We start from the raw sequence: 22,381 nt of genomic DNA, 5'->3' as shown, positions 1-22,381 counted from the left end.
CCGGTGCTCAGGAGATCGCCGAGCAGCTCCGCGCGTCCGTCATCGCCTGTTGTCGACGGACGCCCCCCGGAGCCGCGACAGCAGGGTCAACAGCTCCCTGCGCGACGCCACGGCGATCCTGGCCACGTCGCTGCGGTTGATCACCAGGACGACGGCGAGGCATGCCGCGGCGCAGAGCACGACCGGAGTTCCGCTGGGCATCGCCGGAACTGCTTGAAGGGACGCCGCCCCGAGGAATAGCGCGATCGTGACCGTCGCGAGGACGGGGCGGGCGAACGGGCGGAAGTGCGAGCGGGCCATGGTGATCCGCAACACTGCCGTGATCAGGGCGCCCAGCGTCATCGCCATACCTGCCCCGACGAGTCCACGCCCGGGAACGAGCCACAGGCAACAACCCACGGTTACGACCGCCCCCACGATCTGTGACGCGGAATACGCCCAGCTCCTCTTCGCCAGCAGCAGGCCCACCCCGCCCACCTCGCCCAGCAGGGTCAGCACGGGCGGAGCCACCAACAGCCCGAAGAACTCGGCCGCCCCCCGGAAGGCGGCTCCGAGCAGCAGGAACAACAGGGGCGTCGCCACCACGCACAGCAGGCCGACCGAGCAGATGACCAGCGCGACGGCCTGCTGTGCCGCCCGCAGGCTGTCGGCCCCCGAGCGGTGGACGGCGTAGGCGTACGGCGACCAGTACGACTGAATACCCATCTGCACCACGGCGACGAAGGAAGCCAGCGAGAGGCCGGCATAGAAGACACCCACGGCCTCGAAGCCGAGGATCCGCTCCACCGGTATGGAGACGAGCGAGGTGGACGCCAGTCCCAGCAGGCCCGTGACCAGGAACGGAAACGAGTACGCGAGCAGCGGGCGTCCCGCGGGTGGCGTCGCTATCTCGGCGTCCGCCGTCGTCCGAGCCTGCCGGAGGGTGACCAGCGCGTAGATGCCGGCCACCACGTAACCCACGCCGAGGAACATGATCCCGCTCAGGTAGCCGGAATCGACGATGCCGGCCAACACGATGGATATCTTCGTCAGGACGGCGAACGCCACGGTGAGCAGCAGGAAGTCCCTGGCCCGGCCGGCCACCCTGCTCCAGACCTGGGCATAGCGAAACACCACCGATCCGAGCAGGGCGGCGATCAGGATCGCCGGGATCTCTGCCTGCGGCATGCCGACGATCCCGATGGAGATCGGCTCCCAGAGCAACCACGCGGCAACGCCCACCAGCGCCCACGCGAGCACCGATCGCATCAGGCAGTGCCGTAGCAGAAGCAGGCGCGACGCAGAGTTCGGGCTGTCCGAGTAGAAACGCATGTAGCCCTGATCCAGGCCGACGAGCGAGACGATCTGCAGCAGCGCGAGATACGCACCGAACATGTTGATCTTGCCGAGCGTGGCGGGGTCGAACATCCGGGTGGTGAACGGCGTGACGAACAGGCCGACGGCCGCGCCGAGCGCGACGATGGCCGAGAAGCTCAGGGCTCCGCGGGCGAATCCCTGACCCTCAGCGGTGGACATTCTCGACGCCTGTGCGCTTTCCGGTGACGACTCCGGCGCGCGACGGGGCGCGCCCGAGCGCCGGCTCGTGGCCGCCGCCGCGCCTCGTCGTCCGGCGGTCCGGGACGGAAGGGGTCTTCCGGGGTGCGAGACGGAATGCCGCGGCTCCCAGCGTCAGCATGAGCAAGGGCGCCTTGTAGAGGTAGGTCACCTGCACCACGTCCAGCGCGAGGCCTGCGATCACCGACGCGGAGATGGCCGGCCCGACCACGGCCCCCATCCGCCTGACCCCACTCAGGATCCGGAGGTGGATGAGGTAATAGGCGACCAGCCCGACCAAACCGACGGATACCAGCACTTCAAGATAGTTGCTATGGGTGTAGTTCAGCACCGAGAGGAACTGCTGGGAGGATCCCCAACCCGTACCCTCCGGGTGCGCCAGGAACGCGTCGATGGAGTCCTCCAGAGCCTGGACGCGGAGTGCATCGGACTCGGTCACGTCGCCCTGGCCCACCAACCGGTGTCCGACGATCACATAAAGCCATTCGATGTTCAGCAGCGCCCAGGCCACCGCAGCTGCGGCGGCCACCAGGATCGGCAGCAGGCGCAGGCTGAAGTGCGCGACCAGCACCACGGCGGCGACGACGCAGTAGATCATCACCTTTCGGCTGCCCGTCAAGGACGCCGCGAGCAAGATCACCGCCGACGCCGAAAGCCAACAGAGTCGCAGCACGCGGCGCATTGAGGGCGCCAGCGCCCGGCTCAGCGCCGCACCGAAGGCGATCGCCAGATACATCCCCGCGATGTTCGGATTGGCCCCGGGCAGGCTGCTGCCCAGGCGCAGGCTCCACGCCTGGGACACGTCGGAGGTCATCGGCACGCTCGGGTCGATCTGGACCAGCAGCGAGACCGCGGCCAGCAGCCCGCCGATGCCGAAGGCGGTCAGCCCGAGCACCACCCGCCGTTCGCTCGACAGCAGTTGCAGGAGGGCGACGGCCAGCACGCAGTTGACCGCGAAGGTTCGGAACTCCGGGGTGAACTCGGCCTGATTCACCAGCACCGCCACCGAGGCCGTCACCCAGAGCGCGCCGGCCCACGGAACGAGGAGACCGGACGTGAATCGGGCACTGTGCACGACGATGCAGAACGCCGATACCACCAAGACGACCTGTGCCACCTGGAAGTACGTACTGGTCGCGCTCGTCTCTAGCAGGTAGGCGGAGATGATGAAGCCGACGATGTTCACCTCGGCCAGCCGGTCGAGCCAGCGGGGAGATCGCGGGCTATCGGAGTTGCGCATGGATGGTCTCCAACCACTCGCGCCCGATGCGTTCGAGCGAATGAGTCTCACGGATGCGGCGGGCCGAGCGACCGAGATCCTGCCGAAGCTCCGGCTCCTGCATCACCCGGCGCAATGAGGCGACCAGTGCATCTTCGTCCTCGTTGGCGCAGATCAACCCGTTGACGCCGTCGACTATCAGCGCGGCAGCACCTCCGCCGCTACAATCCGTCGCAACGCACGCGACACCGGCCGTCATGGCCTCGATGAGCGCGTTCGGCATTCCCTCGGTCCGCGACGGAAGCACGAAGACGTCGGCGCTCGCCAAGGCGGCACCGGGGTCGTCCACCTGACCGCGGAACCGGACTCGGTCGGGCAGCCCGACGGCCGCCACCATCCGTTCGTACCGCTGCCTGTCCGGGCCGTCCCCGTACAGTTCCAGAACCCAATCGGGAAAGTCGTCGGAGAGCCGCGCGAAGGCCCTGATCAGCATCGATTGATTCTTGTCCCGGTCGCTCAGGCGGCCGACCGTGACGATTCTTCGCTCCGAGCCTTCGCCGTCCTCGCGGGGGCGGTCGGGGAACGTGTCGATCACGGGGTTGGCGATCACCGCGCTGCGCCGCCGGATGCCGCGAGGGAAGAGCTCGCGGATCGTTTCCGTCTGGAATACGAACGCGGCGGCGAGCGGGTACAGGATGCGGCGTATCCAGACCGGGGCCCGCCCGGGCGGATCGTAGAGCGGATTATTTCGCTCGCACACGATGTGCGGCACCCCGTTGCCGACCAGCGCGGGAATGGTGTTGATGTTGTTTGCGTATCCGAACGAGATCGAGACGTCGGGCGCCACCTTCGCCACGATTCCTCGGATCCGGGTCAGCCGCCGGAGGATCCGCACCGGGCGGACGCCGTCGGCGACCAGCTCATGAGTGCTGAACGGGCGGTCGGGGCCGGACGCGTCGCCTCTGCCCGCCAGCGTGAGAACGACATGGACGTCGTGTCCGAGCTCGGCGAAGTGAGAGGCGAGCGCGGTCAGCACCTTCTCCGCGCCGCTGAACTTGAGCGTGCCGATGATGAAGCAGATCCTCATGCGTCGACCCTCCGAAGGCCGCGGACGGCCCGCGCGCCCGGGCGGGAGCGGGTGAGGAACGCGACGATCTTGCGAGCCTGCACCGCCGCACTCTTCTCCGCCTCAACGAACTCCTTGGCGACCTGCCCCTTGGCGGCCAACTCCCCCGGTGGCGAACCCAGCATCTCTCGGAGGCAGGCGGCGAAGTCGTCCACCGAGTCGCCCGAGACGTAGGTCAGGTACGAGTCGTATTCAGCCGGGATGCCGCCCAACCGATAGCACAGCACCGGAACTCCGGTCGACATGTACTCGAGGATCTTCGACGGGAACGAGTACGCGGAGAACTCCTCCTTGCTCGACCTCGGGTTGACCAGGATGGTCGCGGAGTTCTCGAGGGTGAGGACCGTCGACCGGGGGAGCTGCCCCAAGTACCGAATCCGGGGATCCAGCGCCGCATGCTCGGCTATCTGCTCGGCCCCATCGCCTGCGCCGCAGACGACCAGAGCGAGGTCGTCCCCGGGAACCGCCCGGAAGGCGCGGCACAACTCGATGACTCCGTACCGGACATTGGTGGTTCCGGCATACACGACGACCTTTCGCCCGCTGAGGGCCTGCCGGTCGGCGTCGGACACCCCGGCCCAGGACGGCGCCGTGTCGACCGGCGGCGGCGCGATCCCTTCGATCACGACGTGCGGCTTCGGCGGGAGCTTCCGGGCCATCGACTCGGTCAGCAGCACACCGGCGTCCAAGGCGGACATGAGGTGCCTCACCAGGCGCGATTCGACCGCTTTCAAGATGCGATAGTCCAGGCGCGGCTTCTCCTGGGTATTCATGAATTCCGGTAGGTCGGGAACGATCACTCCGACCTTCAGCAGCGGATTCGCCCTCTTGATCGCGGCGAGCGCCCAGACGATCTCGAGGCTAAGCGAGTAACCAAGGGCAACCCCATCGGCGGGCTGGTGGCGGGCCCAGCGCCGGCCGAAGCGAGAGAGCGCGGCCGCCCGCGAGAAATGCTTGACCAGCGGCAGGTTGAGGAATCCGATCTGCCTGTTCCGGCCGGCGTCGCCGTGCTCGAAGGGCCTGCTCTCGATCCACGGACGCCGGAAGCGCTTCGGGTACGACCCGACGAACGGGGCCGTCCCGATCGTGAGGCATACCTCCGGAATGGATTCCAGTCCACGCACGAACCCCCACTGCAGGACGTCCGCCGCGGCCTGGGTGGGGCCCAGCGAATCCCTCTCCACGATCTCTCTTTGCCGGTCGTCGAAGAGTCCCCCGACCAGCAGCATCGGCACGCGGTCGCCGCCCTGGCCACCATGGTCGTGCGGGTCGGCGGCGTTGGTCTCCGGCGGCAGGCCCCGATCAGCGGTCACGACGGATCCCGGCCCAGGCGTGGTGGCGCCGATGGGTGGAGAGCAGGTAGTTGACGGTTCGCGAGGAGCAATTGGGCACCCAGTACTCGTCGGGATCGCAATCGCGTGGAGCCTGCGAGGTGGAGTCCATCGCCCGAATGCCTTCCAGCACGTTGGCGGTGTCCAGGCCGGTCATCACGATCACTCCCGCATCGAGGGCCTCGGGACGTTCGATGGAGTCCCGCAGGGTGATGGCGGGGAACCGCAGCACGGTGGCCTCCTCCGCGATCGTGCCGGAGTCGGAAAGGACGCATCGCGCCTTCAATTGCAATTTGTTGTAGTCGTGGAAGCCCAGGGGCTTGTGGAACCGGATGTCGTCGCTCGAGTGCCGCCCCATCGCCTCCAAGCGCAGCCTGGTCCGCGGGTGGGTCGACACCAGCAGCGGCAGCTGGAACTCCTCGCGGACCGCTTCGAGGCAGTCCAGCAGCGCCGACAGACGCTCCGGGTCGTCGACGTTCTCCTCACGGTGCGCGCTGACGAGGAAGTAGCCGCGCTCGTCGAGGCCCAGACGATCGAGGACGTCGGACGCATCGATGGCCGGACGCTGGGCGGTGAGCACCTCGTACATGGGCGACCCGGTCAGCAGGATCCGGCGCGGGTGCAGCCCTTCGGCCAGCAGATTGCGCCGCGCATGCTCGGTGTAGACGAGGTTGAAGTCGGCCACGTGGTCGATCAGCCGTCGGTTGGTCTCCTCGGGCACGTTCTCGTCGAAGCAGCGATTCCCGGCCTCCATGTGATAGACGGGAACGCGCATCCGCTTGGCCATCACGGCCGCGACGCAGCTGTTGGTGTCGCCGAGAACCAGGAAGGCATCCGGCTTCTCCTGCAGCAGCACCTGCTCGGTCTTGATCAGTACCTCGCCGAGCACGTGGCCCAGGCTGGAGGTATCGACCTCGAGGAAATGGTCGGGCCTGCGCAGCCCCAGCTCTTCGAAGAAGATCTCGTTCAGCTCGTAGTCGTAGTTCTGACCGGTGTGGACGAGAACGTGGTCGACCGTCGCATCGAGCCGCTTGATCACCTCGGACAACCGGATGATCTCGGGACGGGTGCCCACTACGGTCATGACCTTGGTCATCAGACGTCCTCGGGGTAGGTGTCGGTGTCCTCGGGGTCGAACAGTTCGTTCGTCCAGAACACCGTGATCAGTTCGCTGTCGCCGGTGTTGGTGATCTCGTGCGCCCACAGGGTGGGCATGTCAATGATGCCGGGCGAGGCTCCGTCGACGTCGAAGCTGACCACTTCGTCGGTGAGCACCTTGCGCAGCGAGATGCGGGCGCGGCCGCCGACCACCACGAACCGCTCCGCCTTCCGGAGGTGGAAGTGCTGGCCGCGGGTGACCCCGGGCGCCGTGGTCGACACGAACGTCTGGCCCTCGCTGCCGTGCGCCCGGACCGTCTCGACCAGGCTGCCGCGCTGATCGGTGTGCCGCACCAGCGGGATCGGGTAGTGAGCGGGGAACATCGCCGCCCGCAGGGTGTTGAACAGGTTCACCTCCAGACGCGACCGCAGCGCCGGCATCTCGCCGCGCCGGTACGCGGCGAACTGCGCCCGGAGGGTCTCCAGCACGGCGGCGACACCGGTCGGCGTGGCCGTCGGCGTCACCCGCTGCACCCCCGCGCTGCCCAACTGGTCGATGAAGGCCTGGGCGGCGTCCTGGACGTGCAGCAGCGCCACCTCACGGTCTTGCACCTCCGGGGGTTCGCCGGCGACGACTTTGTGGACGAAGGTGGCGACGAACGAGTTGTACTCGGGCCGGCCGTGCTCGCCGAAGAGGTTGGGCAGCACGACGTCGACGAAGGACGCACCCTTGGCCGCCGCCGCCTCGGCCAGGATCGCGGCGGCCTGCGCCTTGCCGGTTCCGTACGGCGTGCCGTTGCCCGCCTGAATCGTGTTGGCGTAGAGGACGGTGGGCGCTCCGGGCGCCCGATCGAGCGCCTCGGCAAGATCGCGGGCGAGCCGGGCGTTTCCCACTTCTACCTGGCGCTCGGGTGCCCGATTGATGCCGGCGATATGAAGCACCGCGTCGGCGGCCCCGACGAGCTCCGGCAGATCGCGCCAGTTCGCCGCTCCGACGGCGATCACGTCGTGGTCGGTGACCGCTCGCAGCCGGACCCGGGTATGCCAGCCGAGGAACCCGGACGCCCCGGTGACCAGGATCCGCATCAGGCGACGGAGCGCTCGAAGAGCGCCGCGATCTCGGGAATGGTGAGCAGCAGATCCTTCGTCTCCTCGACCGAGAGCCGCTCGGTGTTCTCCGAGGTGTAGTCGCTAACGGTCGCCGTCCGGGTCTCGCCCTCGTCGAAGAACAGCTCGTACTGCAGCGAGCGGGCGTCCAACGGAACCCGGAAGTACTCGCCCTGGTCGTCGGACTCGACCATCTCCTCGCGACTCAGCAGCGTTTCGTGCAACTTCTCGCCGTGCCGGGATCCGATCACCCGTATCTCCGGATCATCCTCGCCCAGCAGCGAGGCGACGGCGCGCGCCAGCGTCTCGACGGTGCTGGCCGGCGCCTTGCGGACGAACAGGTCGCCGGGCATGGCGTGGAAGAACGCGTGGTAGACGAGGTCGACGGACTGCTGAAGCGACATCAGGAAGCGGGTCATCAGCGGCTCGGTCAGCGTCAACGGCTTGCCGTCCTGCAACTGCTGGATGAACAGCGGAATCACGGACCCCCGCGAGTACATCACGTTGCCGTAGCGGGTCAGCGAGACGGTGGTCGCCGACCGCGGGTTGTTCCGGGCGAACGCCTGCGCCGTCTTCTCCATCAGCGCCTTGGTCATGCCCATGGCGTTGACCGGATAGACCGCCTTGTCGGTGCTCAGGCAGACCACCGAGCGCACCCCCGCCTTGGCCGCGGCCTCGATCACGTTGTAGCTGCCGCGCACGTTGGTCTTCACTGCCTGTTCAGGGAAGAACTCACACGACGGCACCTGCTTGAGCGCGGCGGCGTGAAAGACAAAGTCGGCGCCGCTGACCGCCCGCCGCACGCTGTCGGCGTCCCTAACGTCGCCGATGAAGTAGCGCAGCCGCGGGTCGTCGATGCGCCGGCGCATGGCATCCTGCTTGGCCTCGTCGCGGCTAAAGATGTGGATGGCACCCACACCCTTTGAGAGCAGATCCATCGCTATCGTCGAGCCGAACGACCCGGTTCCGCCGGTGATGGCCACGACGGAGTCCTTGATGGTGTGGTTTACGGTCACGGTCTTCTTTTCGCTCATCTGGTGTGGGGATCCTTTGGCAGCTCAGTGGGTGGCACTGGGTCGATTCTCGCTTCTGATGTGATTGGCCCGCCAACTCCGGTTCCTCGGCACTGCTCCGGGCGGCATCGACGCGTATCCCGACCTTCGGCATCGCCAGCAGCAGAGCCACCGCGACCGAGGTGACGAACGCGCCTCACGACGTTCCCTCGATCGGAAACAGCGAGCGGAGTATGGCGGCTGCGGTCGCTCGGGCGGACAAATTGGTTTCGTAATAGGCGCGGCCAGCGGCGCCCAGCTTCGCCCACAAAGCGGGGCCGCCGTCGACCATCTCGACGATGGCCGCGCAGAGTCCTGAAGCATCGCCCGGAGTGATCGCTGTGCCGGCGCTGGAATCGCGAATGAGCCGCGCGCCATCGCCTGACAGTTGACCAATGATGGGAACGCCCGACGCCAACAGTGCCGAGATCTTGCTCGGCGTCGTGTAGGCGAGGAACGGGGCTGCGGCCAGGCTAACGATCTGGATCTGCGCTCGCGCGATCAATTCAGGTATCGCAGTCTGGGGGACGCGGCCGAGGAAACGGACGTTGTGAAGGTCTTCGCTCGCCACGCGCCGCTCAAGTCGCTCGCGGCTGATGCCATCGCCGACGATGGAAAACTGGATGTGCGAGTGCTCGCTCAGCATCGCCGCCGCGTCGAGCAGCGTATCCAGGCCCTGCACCTCCCCGATGGCGCCCGCATACATCAACTCGACCTTCTCGGTTCCTTCGACGCGCAGGCCAAGCTCGCCGCGAACTAGGGCAGCCGAGCGGAAGAGTTCTTCGTTCGTCGGATTGGGCGCGTAGATCAATTTGCTCGGATCGATTCGAGGATGGCGCTCTAAGATGACCTCGCGCATTCCTCGCGAGCTGACTCCTACGATCGCCGCTTGCCGCTCGGTCAGGCGAACCAGGCGATCGACCGCCACCGACGCGAGCTTCCCGAACTGCCCGCGCGGCACCATGCCGCTCTCGATCAGCGAGTCCGGCCAGAGGTCTTGCACATGCAAGAAGAACGGCGTGCGGCCTGCCCTGGTATGCCAGAAAAGCGGCAGCCCCACCGTAACCGGAGAGTTGTAGACCCAGACGGCATCGGCACCTCGCAGCGCCGACCCCCCGGACGCCGTGGCCGACACCGCGAAGGAGGCATAGTTCGAGATGCGGCCGAGAGCGGACGCACTGTGGCTCGGGTACAACGCAACTCGGGTGACCGCCGCCCCATCCCGAAACTCACGACGTCGCCGACTCAGCCGATAGCCGTCATAGATCCGGCCCGTTGGGTAATTGGGGAAGCCGGTGAGGACGCTCACGTCATGACCAGACGCGATGAATTCACGAGCGTAGACGCCCGGCAGCGAAGCAGGGCCTGGTTCGGGATCGAACCATTGGCTGAGGATTCCAATCTTCATGCTGCGGCGTCCGATTCGGCCAGGATCGACTCAAGCCGATGGCGTGGGACCGCCGGGAATTCCGCCTGATAGGCAGAGGCTTGTCGTTGCCCCAGCCACATCATCTCGAGGCGCCGTCCGGCGCCGGCGATCTCGGGGACTACGCCGCCGACCCGTCGCGTGCAGGCCAGCAGGGCTCGGCATCCCCAGGCCGGCAGATGTCGTGGTTCGACACCACCCGCGGCCCGAAGCACCTCGCTCACGGTGAAGCCCTCCCACGGCTGAAGCAGGATCGGGCCAAGGGTGGCCGTGCTGGAGGAGACCCGGCCGATGAAGTCCACGAGTCCGTCGATGCTGCTGACCACCGTGGGCTCCTGACCGGCGCCCGCCACGCTCGCCAGCGGCGACCTTGAGATCCTGCGCAGGGACTTCGTCGTCCGGCGTCCGGCCCCCTGGACGCTGGTCGCACGGATCACGATCGCGTCCGAACTGCCCGTCCGGCCAGCCGCGAGAAACGCGCGCTCACCCAAAGCCTTCGACCTGGAGTACGGCGAAAAGGGCGAGGCGTCGGCGGTCTCGTCGAGCACGGGCCGATGGCCTTGCACCGCGGCGGAGCTGAGGTGGATCGTCCGTGGGACGCCGGCGCGCTCGGCGGCGTGGTAGGCCACGGCCGGCAGCAGCGCGTTCGCCCCGTAAAGCTCGTCGCTGGGCGGAGCGTCGGGGGTGGCCAGACCCGCGGCGTTTACCACTACGTCGATGCCCTGAAGCCTGGACGCCAGCGCTTCCAGTTCGCCGTCACCGAGTGCTGACGCGGAGATGGCCTGGGCATCGTCCGAGGCTGGGTCGAGGACGAGGCGGGGCGCCGGCACCGGATCAACCTCGTACCCCAGCGACCGGAGATGAGACACCAGGGCCGCACCGACGAAGCCCGATGAGCCCAGCACAGCCCAACGCGCTGGTCGGAAGTCGACCCGCGCGGGGATCGCGCCGGGAAGCTCGAATGGCTTCAAATGTTCGGCTGCAGGCTTGGGCAAACGATGGCCGCGAAGCCGCGGCAGTGCGAGGTATAGAGCGCAGACGCCCGCCATCAGCAGCAGCCCTGGCCAACGCGCAAGCCAACCACGCAGCACTAGGATGCCGATGGCGGCGGTGGCCAAGCTGAAGAATGTCACGATCGCGGAGACCTGCAGGTGTGCGAGAGCGGTGTCGGTCAACCGCTGATAGGTGTGACTGCGATGGGCGCGAAGAATTGGCTCTTTCCGCAGCATGCGCCTGATCAGCGTCGAAATCGTGTCGGCGCAATAGATCGCGGCGGGAGCCAGCACCGCGACGGGATCGACGCCGGCGAACCAGGCAGCAATGCCCACACCTGCTATCGACGAACCGAGCAGGTAGCTGCCGACATCACCCAGAAAGATCCCGGGTTTCCGCAGGTTCCATGGCAGGAACACAGCAAAAATGGCAGCGATGACCATGCCCAGAAGCATCAGCCAGGAGAGTTGCGACAGCAACCCGAACAGCCCGTAGGCGCCACCGACGGCTAACCCGTGCAATCCGGATATGCCGTTGATTCCGTCCATGAAGTTCGCGACGTTTACGTAGACCATCGTCACCAGCGCACCGAGGGCAATCTGCCACCAGGAGGCGGCGAAGACCGCGCCGAGGAGGGTCGACATTGCGATGCCGACCACGAAGTGGCCCGCGGCGCGGGTGATTACCGACAACCCGTGAACATCCTCGGCGAGACCGAGGAAACCCGCCAGTGCGGCGCCCACGCCAATGATCACGATTACCGATCGCGACTGATCATCGACCAACGTGGCGAGCAGTGCGCAGGCCAGTAAGAAGCCAACCAGCGGTGCGACTCCACCCGCCCGCAGTGTGGGCAGGATATGAGAAGATCTATCATTCGGCCGGTCGATGATACCGTGCCGCTCGAGCACCGGCCGCAGGGCCACGGGCGATACCAGGCTCACCAGGCCAGCCAGGCCAATGACCCACCAGGCCCCTAGCTGAAGCGAATAGTCCATTGACGTGACAAGGGCCTCACGCGGGCGTGGCTTTGGCCATCAGCCGCACCTCAGGGGAATGATCCGTGCCGCCGACTACGGAAAGCACCCGTGAGGCACTCGGCATTGCGGACAGGCTCCGGATCTCATCCGGATCGACCGCCGGCACCTGCACGCGAGCGATCAGCGGATGCTGGGTGGGAATGGACTCCTCCGCCTCGCTGAACAGGACCTCGTGCATCTTCTCGCCACGCCGCAAGCCAGTGTAGATGATTTCGATCTTCTCTCCTGATTCCTTGATCATTCGCTTCGCTACGTCGACGATGCGCACCGGTTTCCCCATGTCGAGCACGAGCACCGCCGCCGGCTCACCGATGGCACCGGCCTGAATCACCAGTTGGCACGCCTCCGGAATCGTCATGAAGAACCGGGTGATGTCCGGATCGACCACGGTCACCGGGCCGCCGCGCCGAATCTGCGCCCGGAACGTGTGCAGCACCGAGCCCCGCGAGCCCAGCACGTTGCCGAACCGCACCGAGAGGTAGCGCCGTTCTCCGTCCTCAGCGAACCACGACGTGAGCTGCTCGGCCTTGCGCTTGGTCCGGCCGAGCACGCTGGTGGCGTCTGCGGCCTTGTCGGTGGAGATGTTCACGAAGCAACTCACTCCGGCCGCAGTGGCGCATTCGAGGACGTTGAGCGTGCCCAGTACATTTGTCTTCCAGCCCTCGTCGGGGTAGCTCTCCAGCATCGGCAGGTGCTTCAGCGCCGCAGCATGGAAGACCACGTCAGGACGATGCGTGCGGAAAATCCTCTCCAGAGCATCGCGATCCCGGATGTCGCAGAGAGCCATGTCCGTGGAGTCGAGCAGGGCCGTGCCGTAGATCGACAACTGAACCGCGTGCAGCCCGGACTCATCGCGATCGAGACAGATGAGCTCCTTGGGGCCAAACCGGTGAACTTGGCGAGCGATCTCTGAGCCGATCGATCCGCCTGCTCCCGTGACGAGGACGACCTTGTTCCGGAGGTAGCCGGCGACCGCTTCGAGATCGGTGTCGATCGGGTCGCGGCCCAGCATGTCGGTGACGTCGAACTCCCGTAGCTGGTTCAGTTGCACCCGTCCGCCGACGATGTCGCGAACCGGCGGCAGCACCAGCAGCTTCAAGTTGGCGCGCTCCAGATCGTCCGACACCCTCTTCAGGAAGGTGGGCGGAGCTGACGGGATAGCCAGGATCACCGTGCTGACGCCCAGCTTCTCGGTCAGGGAAAGCAGCATGGAGCGATCACCCAACACCCGCCCGAAATCGAAGCGGAGATGCCGCTTCGACCGGTCGTCGTCGATCAGGCCCAGCACGTGATAGGGCGCGTCCGGATCCGAGAAGATCAAGTGCGCCAGTTGCCGTCCGGCATTGCCGGCGCCGTAGATGAGCACGTCCTCGCGGGACGCCTGGCGCTGCAATCGCAGCGAACGCGCCACCATTGCGCGTGCCGCGATGCGGACAGCGCCCATCAGTGCGAGTGCGCCTAGCGGCACGCTGACCACCACGCCGCGCGGCAGATCGCGCGATGACAGCAGTGACAGCAAACCGACGAGCAAGCCGACCACCGCCACGACGCGTGCCGCCACGGTTGCCTCGGAGAAGCTGCCGATGTGTCCGACGCCGCGGTAGAGACGCATACCTAGACCCACCGTGAGCTGAAGAACCGCCGCGATGGACGCATACCAGAGCACACTCGACCATTGGGCCGGGGCCAGCGCGAAGTCGTAGCGTCCGACAAGGAGCACGAGAATTGCCAGCAGCCAGCTGGAGACGTCCAGCACGGCCAGTGCACGCTGCGCGAGGGGCGAGTCGAGAAGACGCATCAGAGCACCCCGCCGTTGGTGGGGGCATTGCTGCTTGCTAGGCCAACGAGCCTTTCGGCCCGTCGTGCGACATTAGCGATTTCGGCTATCGGTGCGAGGTCCCACGACATGGGGGCATCTCGGTGTGAGACAACTTGAAAAATTGCAGGCTTAGGGGTAGTCGCACGTGACATTTTGGGGGCGGTCCCTCCGGGGGGTGAGGTGTGCCCTGTCATTTTGACATATCTCTCTCGCGTCGAACAAATCCATGACGAGACCGAGTCTGTCGGACTGAGGGGGTGGCGTCAGGCGCTACTAGGTTGTTTCCTGTCTACTCGAAGCGGCAGGACGGCGGACGCTCTCAGCGCCAGCCCCTACCGGTTCATTCATGTTCCTTGCCGGCTGACAGTGAGATCAAGGAACGCCCGGTGTCCAACACCTCCGTGCGGTCTGGTCGGTCGGGAAAGTGACTTCAACCTCCCTGCCGCCTGGGATCGGGGGTTCAAAGACTTCGACTGCGCTTATAGGCAGATGACGCAAGTGGATCTTCGACGCGGTAGTCCAGGAAACGGAATGAAGCCCGCCCAAGCGTTCACGCTGCCACACAGGGTGTTGGACCAAACGACCCTGCCAACGACTCCTCGCCCGGGACTAGGAAGACAGTGCAGCCCTACTCAGGATAGGTGTTCAGAAGCGTGACTGATCACACGACTTGCTCCAAACGGGCGGCTGACAGCTAACTACAGCAGCAACAACGACGACAAGTAGTCGCCATAGCCCGACTTGGCGAGGGCTGCCGCCCGACCGGCTAAGTCGTCGTCAGAGAGGAAGCCCTGCCTCCAGGCCGCCTCTTCCGGGCAACCTACTTGGAGGCCCTGGCGGGCCTGGATCGTGCGAACGAAGTTGCTGGCGTCGTTGAGCGAGTCGAAAGTTCCGGTGTCGAGCCAGGCTGTCCCCCGCGGAAGAATCGATACCTGCAGTTTGCGCTGTTCGAGATAGACCCGGTTGACGTCGGTGATCTCGTACTCGCCCCGGGGTGATGGTGCCAGGTTCCGTGCGATCGGCACCACGTCGGAGTCGTAGAAGTACAGGCCGGGAACCGCGTAGTGCGACCTCGGGTGTTGTGGCTTCTCTTCAATCGAAAGCGCGAGTCCGCTGTCGTCGAGTTCGACGACGCCATAGGCGGTCGGGTCGGCCACCCAGTAGCCGAAGACCGCCGCACCATTGATGTCGTTGAACCGCTTCAGTTGGGTACCCAGGCCTTGGCCGTAGAAGATGTTGTCGCCCAACACCAGGCAGCACGCTTCGCCATCGAGGAAGTCGGCGCCGATGGTGAACGCCTGAGCCAGACCCTTGGGTTCGGGCTGCACCGCATAGCTAATCGAGATGCCGAACTGGGACCCATCACCCAGCAGCCGCTGGAACGCCTCCTGCTCGTGCGGGGTGTTGATCACCAGCACCTCTGAGATGCCGGCGAAGATCAGCGTCGAGAGCGGGTAGTAGATCATCGGCTTGTCGTACACCGGGACCAGTTGCTTGCTGCTACCGAGGGTGATGGGGTGCAGACGCGTCCCGGAGCCGCCCGCCAGGATGATGCCACGCATGACCGGCATCCTTCCACGGTGCGGTGGAGTCTTCCATCCCATCGGTAGAGCCGGGCAAGCCCGGCGCCAGCCAAAATAGGATGGCCCCCATGTCCTCGCTTCTCGTCACCGGCGGAGCCGGATTCATCGGCTGCAATTTCGTCCGGCATGTCCTCGATCACACCGACCACACGGTCACGGTCCTGGACGCGCTCACCTACGCCGGCAACGCGGCCTCATTGGAGGGGCTACCCGCAGAACGGTTCCGGCTCACGGTGGGCTCGGTCTGTGATCCCGCGCTGGTCGACGAACTGGTGGCATCCCACGACATCACCGTGCATTTCGCCGCTGAATCCCACAATGACAACTCGCTCAACGACCCGTCGCCATTCATTCAGACGAACCTGGTCGGCACCTACGAATTGTTGCAGGCCGTGCGGCGGCACGAGAAGCGCTATCACCACATTTCGACCGATGAGGTGTACGGCGACCTGGAACTCGACGACCCGGCGAAGTTCACCGAGAACACGCCCTACAACCCGTCCAGCCCGTACAGCTCCAGCAAAGCCGGTTCCGACCTGTTGGTGCGCGCCTGGGTGCGCAGCTTCGGCGTCCAGGCCACCATCAGCAACTGCTCCAACAACTACGGGCCCTACCAGCACGTCGAGAAGTTCATTCCGCGCCAAATCACCAACGTGATCGACGGCATCCGGCCCAAGCTGTACGGTGCCGGCCTCAACGTGCGCGACTGGATTCACGTCGATGATCACAACGCGGCCGTTCTCGACATCATCGACAAGGGCAAGATCGGCGAAACCTACCTGATCGGCGCCGATGGTGAGCTGAACAACAAGACGGTGATCGAGTTGATCCTCGAACTCACCGGGCAGCCGTCGGACGCCTACGATCACGTCAACGATCGCCCGGGCCACGATATGCGGTACGCGATCGACGCCACTCGGCTGCGCACCGAGCTCGGCTGGACTCCGCGCTTCCCCGATTTCCGTTCGGGTTTGGCCGACACCATCGACTGGTACCGCGCCAACGAGGCCTGGTGGCGTCCGATGAAGGCCGCGACCGAAGCCAAGTACGCCAAGACGGGACAGTGATGGCCGACCTGACCGTCACCACCACCGCAATCCCAGGCCTGCTGGTTCTCGACCTGCCGCTGCACGGTGACGCCCGCGGCTGGTTCAAGGAGAACTGGCAGCGCGCCAAAATGATCGAACTGGGCCTGCCCGACTTCGGTCCGGTGCAGAACAACATGTCGTTCAACGCGACCGCCGGCAGCACCCGCGGCTTGCACGCCGAGCCCTGGGACAAGCTGATCTCGCTTGCCCACGGCCGCATCTTCGGCGCCTGGGTCGATCTGCGCCCTGGGGAGAACTTCGGCACCTCGGTCACCCTCGACATGGGCACCGACAAGGCGGTCTTCGTGCCGCGCGGAGTCGCCAACGGCTACCAGGCGCTCGAACCCGACACGGTCTACTCCTACCTGGTCAACGACCACTGGAGCCCCGAGGCCCGCAGCTCCTACACCTATCTCAACCTCGCCGACGAGACCGTCGCGATCAACTGGCCGATCCCGCTGGACCAGGCCGAAATATCCGCTGCCGACCAGGCCCATCCCCGGCTCGCGGACGTCACACCGATGGCACCCAAGCGAACCGTGGTGGTGGGGGCGTCCGGTCAGCTGGGGCAGGCACTGCTGCGCGTCTTCCCCGAGGCGACGCCGCTGCGGCGTCCTGATTTCGATGTCACCGATCCTGCGACATTCGGGGCGGTGCCGTGGAGCCAGGTCGGGTTGATCGTCAACGCGTCCGCCTACACCGCTGTGGACGCGGCCGAGACCGCCGAGGGACGTCGCGACGCATGGAACGTCAATGTGACCGGGCTCGGACGCCTGGTCGAGGTCGCACGTGCCCACCGGATCCCGCTGGTGCACGTCTCCAGCGACTACGTCTTCGACGGCACGATCGAGTCACACACCGAGGACGAGCCGCTCAGCCCCCTGGGGGTCTACGGGCAGACGAAGGCAGCGGGCGACGCACTGGTGGCTACCCTCCCCCGGCATTGGATCGTCCGCGCCAGTTGGGTGATCGGCGACGGCAACAACTTCGTTCGCACCATGGCCTCACTGGCCGATCGCGGAGTGAAACCGAGCGTGGTCGGTGACCAGTTCGGACGCCTCACCTTCACCTCCGACTTGGCAGCGGGCATTGCTCACCTGGTCAGCAGCGACGCCCCGGCAGGCACTTACAACCTGACCAATTCCGGACCCACTATGAGCTGGGCCGGGATCGCCAAGCGAGTGTTCGAGTTGCGCGGCCGGGATGCTGCGGACGTCACCGAGGTGACCACCGCGGAGTACTTCGCCGGCAAGACGATGGCGCCGCGGCCCATCCACAGCACGCTGGGGCTCGAGAAGCTGCAGAACATCGGGTTCATCCCTCCTGATGCTGATCTGCGTCTGGTTGAGTACCTGTCCGAGTGAGCTGATTTGCCGGTAGACGGGTTTCGACAAGCTCAACCATCGGTGGGCCACTGGATTTCGACAAGCCCGATCGGCGCTGGCTAACGTGAACACCATGGACCTGCACGCCACGCTGGCACGGGTCGGGGTGCGGGTGCCGGACATCCTGCTGCCCCGGCCAGGCATCGACCTGAACGCTTGGGCGGTCGTCGCCTGTGACCAGTTCACCAGCCAGCCCGAGTATTGGCAGCAGGTGCGCGGAATCGTCGGTGACCAACCGTCGACGTTGAATCTGATCTTTCCGGAGGTCTATCTCGGTCAGCCCGATTCCGAGGCCCGGATCAGCGCGATCAACTCGGCCATGCGTCAGTACCTGGACAAGGAATTGTTCGAGTCTCGTCCGGAAACCATGGTTCTGGTGCGTCGCGAAACCCACCGCGGCGCGGTTCGATGGGGCCTGATGGCCGCTCTCGATCTGGAGCACTACTCGTGGGCGGACGATGCCCGAACGCTGATCCGCGCCACCGAGGGCACCATTCTCGACCGACTGCCACCGCGCGTTCGAGTGCGCGAGGAGGCCGCAGTCGAACTGCCGCACATCATGGTGCTGATCAGCGACGACGCCCGTCGCGTGATCGAGCCACTGACGGCAGACACCGACCGGCTGGCACTGCTGTATGACACCCAACTGATGCTGGGTGGCGGACGCGTGACCGGCTGGGCCGTGGACTCCCCCGGTGACCTGTCCCGGGTCGCCGCCGGCCTCGGCGCGCTGCATGCCGATCTCGACCCGGCCAACCCGCTGCTGTTCGCGATGGGTGACGGCAATCACAGCTTCGCCACCGCCAAGAGCATCTGGGAGAACATCAAGTCGTCGTTGACGGCCAAGCAGTTCGAGAACCATCCGGCGCGTTTCTGCCTTGTCGAACTGGAGAACATCCACGACCCCGGGCTGGAGTTCGAGCCGATCCACCGTGTGCTCTTCGGCACAGATCGAACCGTTTTCGAGCAAGCCCTTGCCGCTCAATGCGGCGGCTTCACGCGTATCACCTCCACCGATCTCACCGATGTCCTCGCACAGATAGAGGGCCAGGAGGCTCAGCAGTTCGGCTACGTCGACGCGGACGGCTTCGCCCTCTACTCACTGGACGATCCTGCCGCGAGTATCGCCGCAGGCACCCTGCAACGGGTCATCGATGCGCTGGTCGACCAGGACGCGGCGGACGTCGACTACATTCACGGCGCCGACGTGACCGAGGAACTCGGCCGCAGGCCGGGCAATCTCGGTGTGCTGCTGCCGTCGGTCGCCAAGGACGTCTTCTTCAGTTCCATCGTCGCCGACGGTGCGCTTCCACGGAAAACCTTCTCCCTCGGCGAGGCCGAAGACAAGCGGTACTACCTGGAAGCACGGCGCCTCGGCTGAGCAGCGTCGCGTTCAGTCGCAGCCGTAGATATCTCGGGTGTAGACCTTGTCTGCCACGTCAGCCAACTCCGGTGCCCGCCGGTTGCTGACAATGACGTCGGACCGACGCTTGAACTCGTCGAGATCGCGGACGACCTCGGAGTTGAAGAAGTGCTCGTCCTCCAGGGTCGGCTCGTACACGATGACCTCGACGCCCTTGGCCTTGATCCGCTTCATCACGCCCTGCACCGACGACGACCGGAAGTTGTCCGAGCCGGCCTTCATCACCAGGCGGTAGATGCCCACCACCTGAGGCCCACGGCTCAAGATGTCGCTGGCGATGAAGTCCTTACGCGTGGTGTTGGCATCGACGACCGCCGCGATCAGATTCTGCGGAACTTCCGCATAGTTCGCCAGCAATTGCTTGGTGTCCTTGGGCAGGCAGTAGCCGCCATACCCGAAGGAAGGATTGTTGTAATGCGTGCCGATCCGGGGGTCGAGGCCGACGCCCTGGATGATCTTCGCCGGGTCGAGACCGCGCACCGCCGCATAGGTATCCAGTTCGTTGAAGTAGGCGACCCGAAGGGCGAGATAGGTGTTGGCGAACAGTTTGAGTGCCTCAGCCTCGGCTGAAGTCATCGTCAACACAGGCACGTCCGCGCCCGATGCACCCTCGACCATCAAGGCGGCAAAACTCATGGCTCGCTCTGAGTCGTCGCCAACCACGACCCGCGACGGGTGTCGGTTGTCATAGAGCGCCTGCCCTTCACGAAGGAACTCTGGCGAAAAGAAGATCGTCGCCCCCGGATGTCGCCTGCGCAGCAAATCAGTGAATCCAACAGGGATGGTGGACTTGATCACGAGCGTCGCTGCCGGGTTCACGGCAAGAGCCCTCGTTACCACGAGGTCGACCGAACTCGTATCGAAAAGGTGGGTTCTGGCGTTGTAGTTCGTTGGCGTGGCAATCACGATGTAGTCGGCATCCACGTAGGCCTCGTCGTCGTTGGTGGTTGCCTTCAGGGCAAGACCGCCTCCAGCCAAAACGTCTTCAATTCCCTTGTCCCGAATTGGCGATTCAGCTCGATTAATTGCGGCTACACGTACGGGGTCAACATCCAGCAGTACAACATTGTGTCGATCCGCATGCAAAATGGCATTGGCCAGGCCCACATAGCCTGCCCCCACAACGGTGATCTTCATCAGAGGCACTCCTCGGCTCCCCATCATCGTACCGATGCTTTGAGCAGAAGGAATCACATCGTCTAGCGGTCACGGTCCGGGATTGCCTTCCGTCCATCTTGAGCGAATCTTGAGCCTGATGAGCAAACCTTGAGCCAACCGGACGGACGCTCACAGGTTGCCGACAGGGACGACGCGCTACGCTGCCGACGGAGGAACTTACTACGGGACTCGCGCCCGAAGAGGCTGATCTACCGGGGGGATCGACATCGTGGCTCAACCGCGACTACGTAACGCACATTCACAACGAAAGAGGGGCATCCTGCGCATGGTCGCGCTACTTGGCGCCACCTCGCTCGCGGCAACCGCTGCGCTAGCACAACCTGCGGTCGCGGCTGTCCCGCCACTGCGCGACCGCACATCGGCCACCGTCACCGCAGACGCGCTGCCGACTGTGCAGATCAACGGTGTCGTCTGGACGCAAGTCATGATCGGCAATGTCGTGTATGCCGGCGGCGAGTTTACGGCGGCCCGACCGGCCGGCGCGCCCGCAGGGACGCAGGAGACCCCTCGGTCCAACCTGCTTGCCTATGACATCACCACCGGAGAGCTGGTCACCAAATTCGCGCCGAAGGCCTTCAACGGTGTCATTCGAGCCCTTGCGGTCTCAAGCGACAAGAAGACTCTGTACGTCGGTGGCACCTTCACCAAGGTGGGTACGACGAAGCGTGGCCGTTTCGCAGCGCTGAATGTCACCACCGGTGCGCTCAAGTCCCCCAAACCGTCTTTCAACAGCCCGATCTACGCGCTGGCAGCAGATTCCAAGAAGATATTCGCTGGGGGGCTGTTCACCTCAGTGGACAAGAAGGCACGAACTCGTCTGGCCGCCATCAGCGCGAAGACCGGAAAGCTCACCAGCTGGAAGGCCAAGGCCAACGCAACCGTGCGAGCGCTGGTGTTGACTTCCAAGAGCAAACTTCTAGTCGCCGGTGGATCCTTCTCGAAATTGAATTCGACTAAGGCATCCGGATCCGGAGCTGTCAGCCCCAGCAACGGCAAGACCAAGACTTGGAAGGTCAACAAGATCGTCAAGAACGGCAACAGCAAGGCAGGCGTCTGGGGTCTAGCCGCGGACAGCAACACCGTTTATGGCACCGGCTACACCTGGGGAAAAGGCAACTTCGAAGGGGTCTTTGCCGCCTCCAGTAAAGACGGCACCCTCAAATGGCTCCAAGACTGCCACGGTGACACCTACAGCGTCGCGCCGATCGGCGATATCGTCTACAGTGCCGGCCATCCCCACTACTGCAGCAACATTGGCGGCTTCCCTGACACGTCCCCGCGGACACGGTGGTTCCAAGCCCTCGCAGTCACCAAGAACGCGGCAGGAACTGTCGCCAAGAACGGCCAGACGACGTCCAAGGCCTATACGAATTTCGAGGGCAAACCTGCCCCCGGCCTGCTCAACTGGTTCCCCCAGTTGAGCACCGGAAGCTACACGGCCCAGAAGCAGGCCGCGTGGTCTGTGGTGGGCAATAGCAAGTACATATCGTTGGGTGGCGAGTTTCCTATGGCGTCGGGCAGGCCCCAGCAAGGGCTGGTCAGAATGGCAATTCCCTCCATCGCCCCGAATGAGGTCGGCCCAGTCGGCGGCCCTTCCGCTGTCGGCTTGACGGCAGATCCTCAGACCGACGGCAGGGTCGTCGTGACATGGAATCAGTTGTGGGATCGCGATGACCTGAAGCTGACCTATGTGTTGACTCGAGATGACACCGTCATTAACAAGAGGACCGTCTCGGTTCCATTCTGGGAACGATCGACGATGTCATTCATCGATACCGACGCGGCGTCCTCGTACTCATCATCCGGGGCGACTTATCGGGTGACTGTCTCGGACCCGGGCGGAAACACTGTGGTCTCCTCCGCGGTCAAGGTGCGACCGGTCGGCTGAGCGAGAAGCCAAAGGGGCGCGGGGGGCGCCCACGCCGCACCCCCCCCCCCCGAATTTATATTTTTGGTTT

Annotated in this window: 16 protein-coding genes; 4 read left to right on the top strand and 12 right to left on the bottom strand. The window is 65.1% G+C overall.

What is annotated here, in order from left to right; genetic code table 11:
* Nucleotides 1–39: 39 nt before the first annotated feature.
* From QM624_RS00485 to rfbA, 11 genes are all read right to left on the bottom strand, one after another.
* Nucleotides 40–1,515 (bottom strand): lipopolysaccharide biosynthesis protein, encoded by a 1,476-nt coding sequence (locus QM624_RS00485; RefSeq protein WP_415088104.1) that lies wholly within the window; start codon nucleotides 1,513–1,515, stop codon nucleotides 40–42.
* Nucleotides 1,502–2,794 (bottom strand): O-antigen ligase family protein, encoded by a 1,293-nt coding sequence (locus QM624_RS00480; RefSeq protein WP_415088103.1) that lies wholly within the window; start codon nucleotides 2,792–2,794, stop codon nucleotides 1,502–1,504. The genes QM624_RS00485 and QM624_RS00480 overlap by 14 nt, the downstream gene beginning before the upstream one ends.
* Nucleotides 2,778–3,860, bottom strand: a complete 1,083-nt coding sequence (locus tag QM624_RS00475; RefSeq protein WP_415088102.1) for a glycosyltransferase — start codon at nucleotides 3,858–3,860, stop codon at nucleotides 2,778–2,780. The genes QM624_RS00480 and QM624_RS00475 overlap by 17 nt, the downstream gene beginning before the upstream one ends.
* Entirely contained in the window at nucleotides 3,857–5,212 is a 1,356-nt protein-coding gene (locus tag QM624_RS00470) for a glycosyltransferase family 4 protein (RefSeq protein WP_415088100.1), read from the bottom strand. The genes QM624_RS00475 and QM624_RS00470 overlap by 4 nt, the downstream gene beginning before the upstream one ends.
* Entirely contained in the window at nucleotides 5,202–6,326 is a 1,125-nt protein-coding gene (gene wecB / locus QM624_RS00465) for a non-hydrolyzing UDP-N-acetylglucosamine 2-epimerase (RefSeq protein ID WP_415088099.1), read from the bottom strand. Before wecB ends, QM624_RS00470 begins: the two co-directional genes overlap by 11 nt.
* Nucleotides 6,326–7,414: an NAD-dependent epimerase/dehydratase family protein gene (locus QM624_RS00460; RefSeq protein WP_415088098.1), complete on the bottom strand. Its 1,089-nt coding sequence runs from the start codon at nucleotides 7,412–7,414 to the stop codon at nucleotides 6,326–6,328. The genes wecB and QM624_RS00460 overlap by 1 nt, the downstream gene beginning before the upstream one ends.
* Complete coding sequence (locus QM624_RS00455) at nucleotides 7,414–8,469, bottom strand: polysaccharide biosynthesis protein (protein WP_415088097.1); 1,056 nt, start codon at nucleotides 8,467–8,469, stop codon at nucleotides 7,414–7,416. The genes QM624_RS00460 and QM624_RS00455 overlap by 1 nt, the downstream gene beginning before the upstream one ends.
* A 175-nt stretch (nucleotides 8,470–8,644) precedes the next feature.
* The gene (locus QM624_RS00450) at nucleotides 8,645–9,895 is read right to left on the bottom strand and encodes a glycosyltransferase family 4 protein (RefSeq protein WP_415088096.1); all 1,251 of its coding nucleotides are present in this window, start codon (nucleotides 9,893–9,895) and stop codon (nucleotides 8,645–8,647) included.
* A complete protein-coding gene (locus tag QM624_RS00445; protein ID WP_415088094.1) occupies nucleotides 9,892–11,850 on the bottom strand; it encodes an NAD-dependent epimerase/dehydratase family protein in 1,959 nt (652 codons plus the stop codon). The genes QM624_RS00450 and QM624_RS00445 overlap by 4 nt, the downstream gene beginning before the upstream one ends.
* A gap of 70 nt (nucleotides 11,851–11,920) precedes the next feature.
* Nucleotides 11,921–13,744, bottom strand: coding sequence for a polysaccharide biosynthesis protein (locus tag QM624_RS00440; protein ID WP_415088093.1), 1,824 nt, complete (start codon nucleotides 13,742–13,744; stop codon nucleotides 11,921–11,923).
* Nucleotides 13,745–14,463: 719 nt separating this feature from the next.
* Nucleotides 14,464–15,327, bottom strand: coding sequence for a glucose-1-phosphate thymidylyltransferase RfbA (gene rfbA / locus QM624_RS00435; protein ID WP_415088092.1), 864 nt, complete (start codon nucleotides 15,325–15,327; stop codon nucleotides 14,464–14,466).
* Between the two features lie 89 nt (nucleotides 15,328–15,416).
* On the opposite strand from rfbA, the gene rfbB reads away from it, so the two are divergent.
* From rfbB to QM624_RS00420, 3 genes are all read left to right on the top strand, one after another.
* On the top strand, nucleotides 15,417–16,415 hold the full coding sequence (gene rfbB / locus QM624_RS00430; RefSeq protein WP_415088091.1) for a dTDP-glucose 4,6-dehydratase: 999 nt from the start codon (nucleotides 15,417–15,419) through the stop codon (nucleotides 16,413–16,415).
* Complete coding sequence (locus tag QM624_RS00425; protein WP_415088090.1) at nucleotides 16,415–17,800, top strand: sugar nucleotide-binding protein; 1,386 nt, start codon at nucleotides 16,415–16,417, stop codon at nucleotides 17,798–17,800. The genes rfbB and QM624_RS00425 overlap by 1 nt, the downstream gene beginning before the upstream one ends.
* Nucleotides 17,801–17,894: 94 nt before the next feature.
* A complete protein-coding gene (locus QM624_RS00420; protein ID WP_415088089.1) occupies nucleotides 17,895–19,202 on the top strand; it encodes a DUF1015 domain-containing protein in 1,308 nt (435 codons plus the stop codon).
* A gap of 12 nt (nucleotides 19,203–19,214) precedes the next feature.
* On the opposite strand, the gene QM624_RS00415 is transcribed toward QM624_RS00420, so the two are convergent.
* A complete protein-coding gene (locus tag QM624_RS00415; protein WP_415088088.1) occupies nucleotides 19,215–20,381 on the bottom strand; it encodes a nucleotide sugar dehydrogenase in 1,167 nt (388 codons plus the stop codon).
* A gap of 307 nt (nucleotides 20,382–20,688) precedes the next feature.
* On the opposite strand from QM624_RS00415, the gene QM624_RS00410 reads away from it, so the two are divergent.
* The gene (locus QM624_RS00410; RefSeq protein ID WP_415088087.1) at nucleotides 20,689–22,311 is read left to right on the top strand and encodes a hypothetical protein; all 1,623 of its coding nucleotides are present in this window, start codon (nucleotides 20,689–20,691) and stop codon (nucleotides 22,309–22,311) included.
* Nucleotides 22,312–22,381: the final 70 nt, after the last annotated feature.

Origin of the sequence: Micropruina sp. (assembly GCF_047606365.1) — a bacterium.
In the GTDB taxonomy this organism is placed as follows: domain Bacteria; phylum Actinomycetota; class Actinomycetes; order Propionibacteriales; family Propionibacteriaceae; genus Micropruina.
This window is presented reverse-complemented; position numbering and strand designations above follow the sequence as displayed.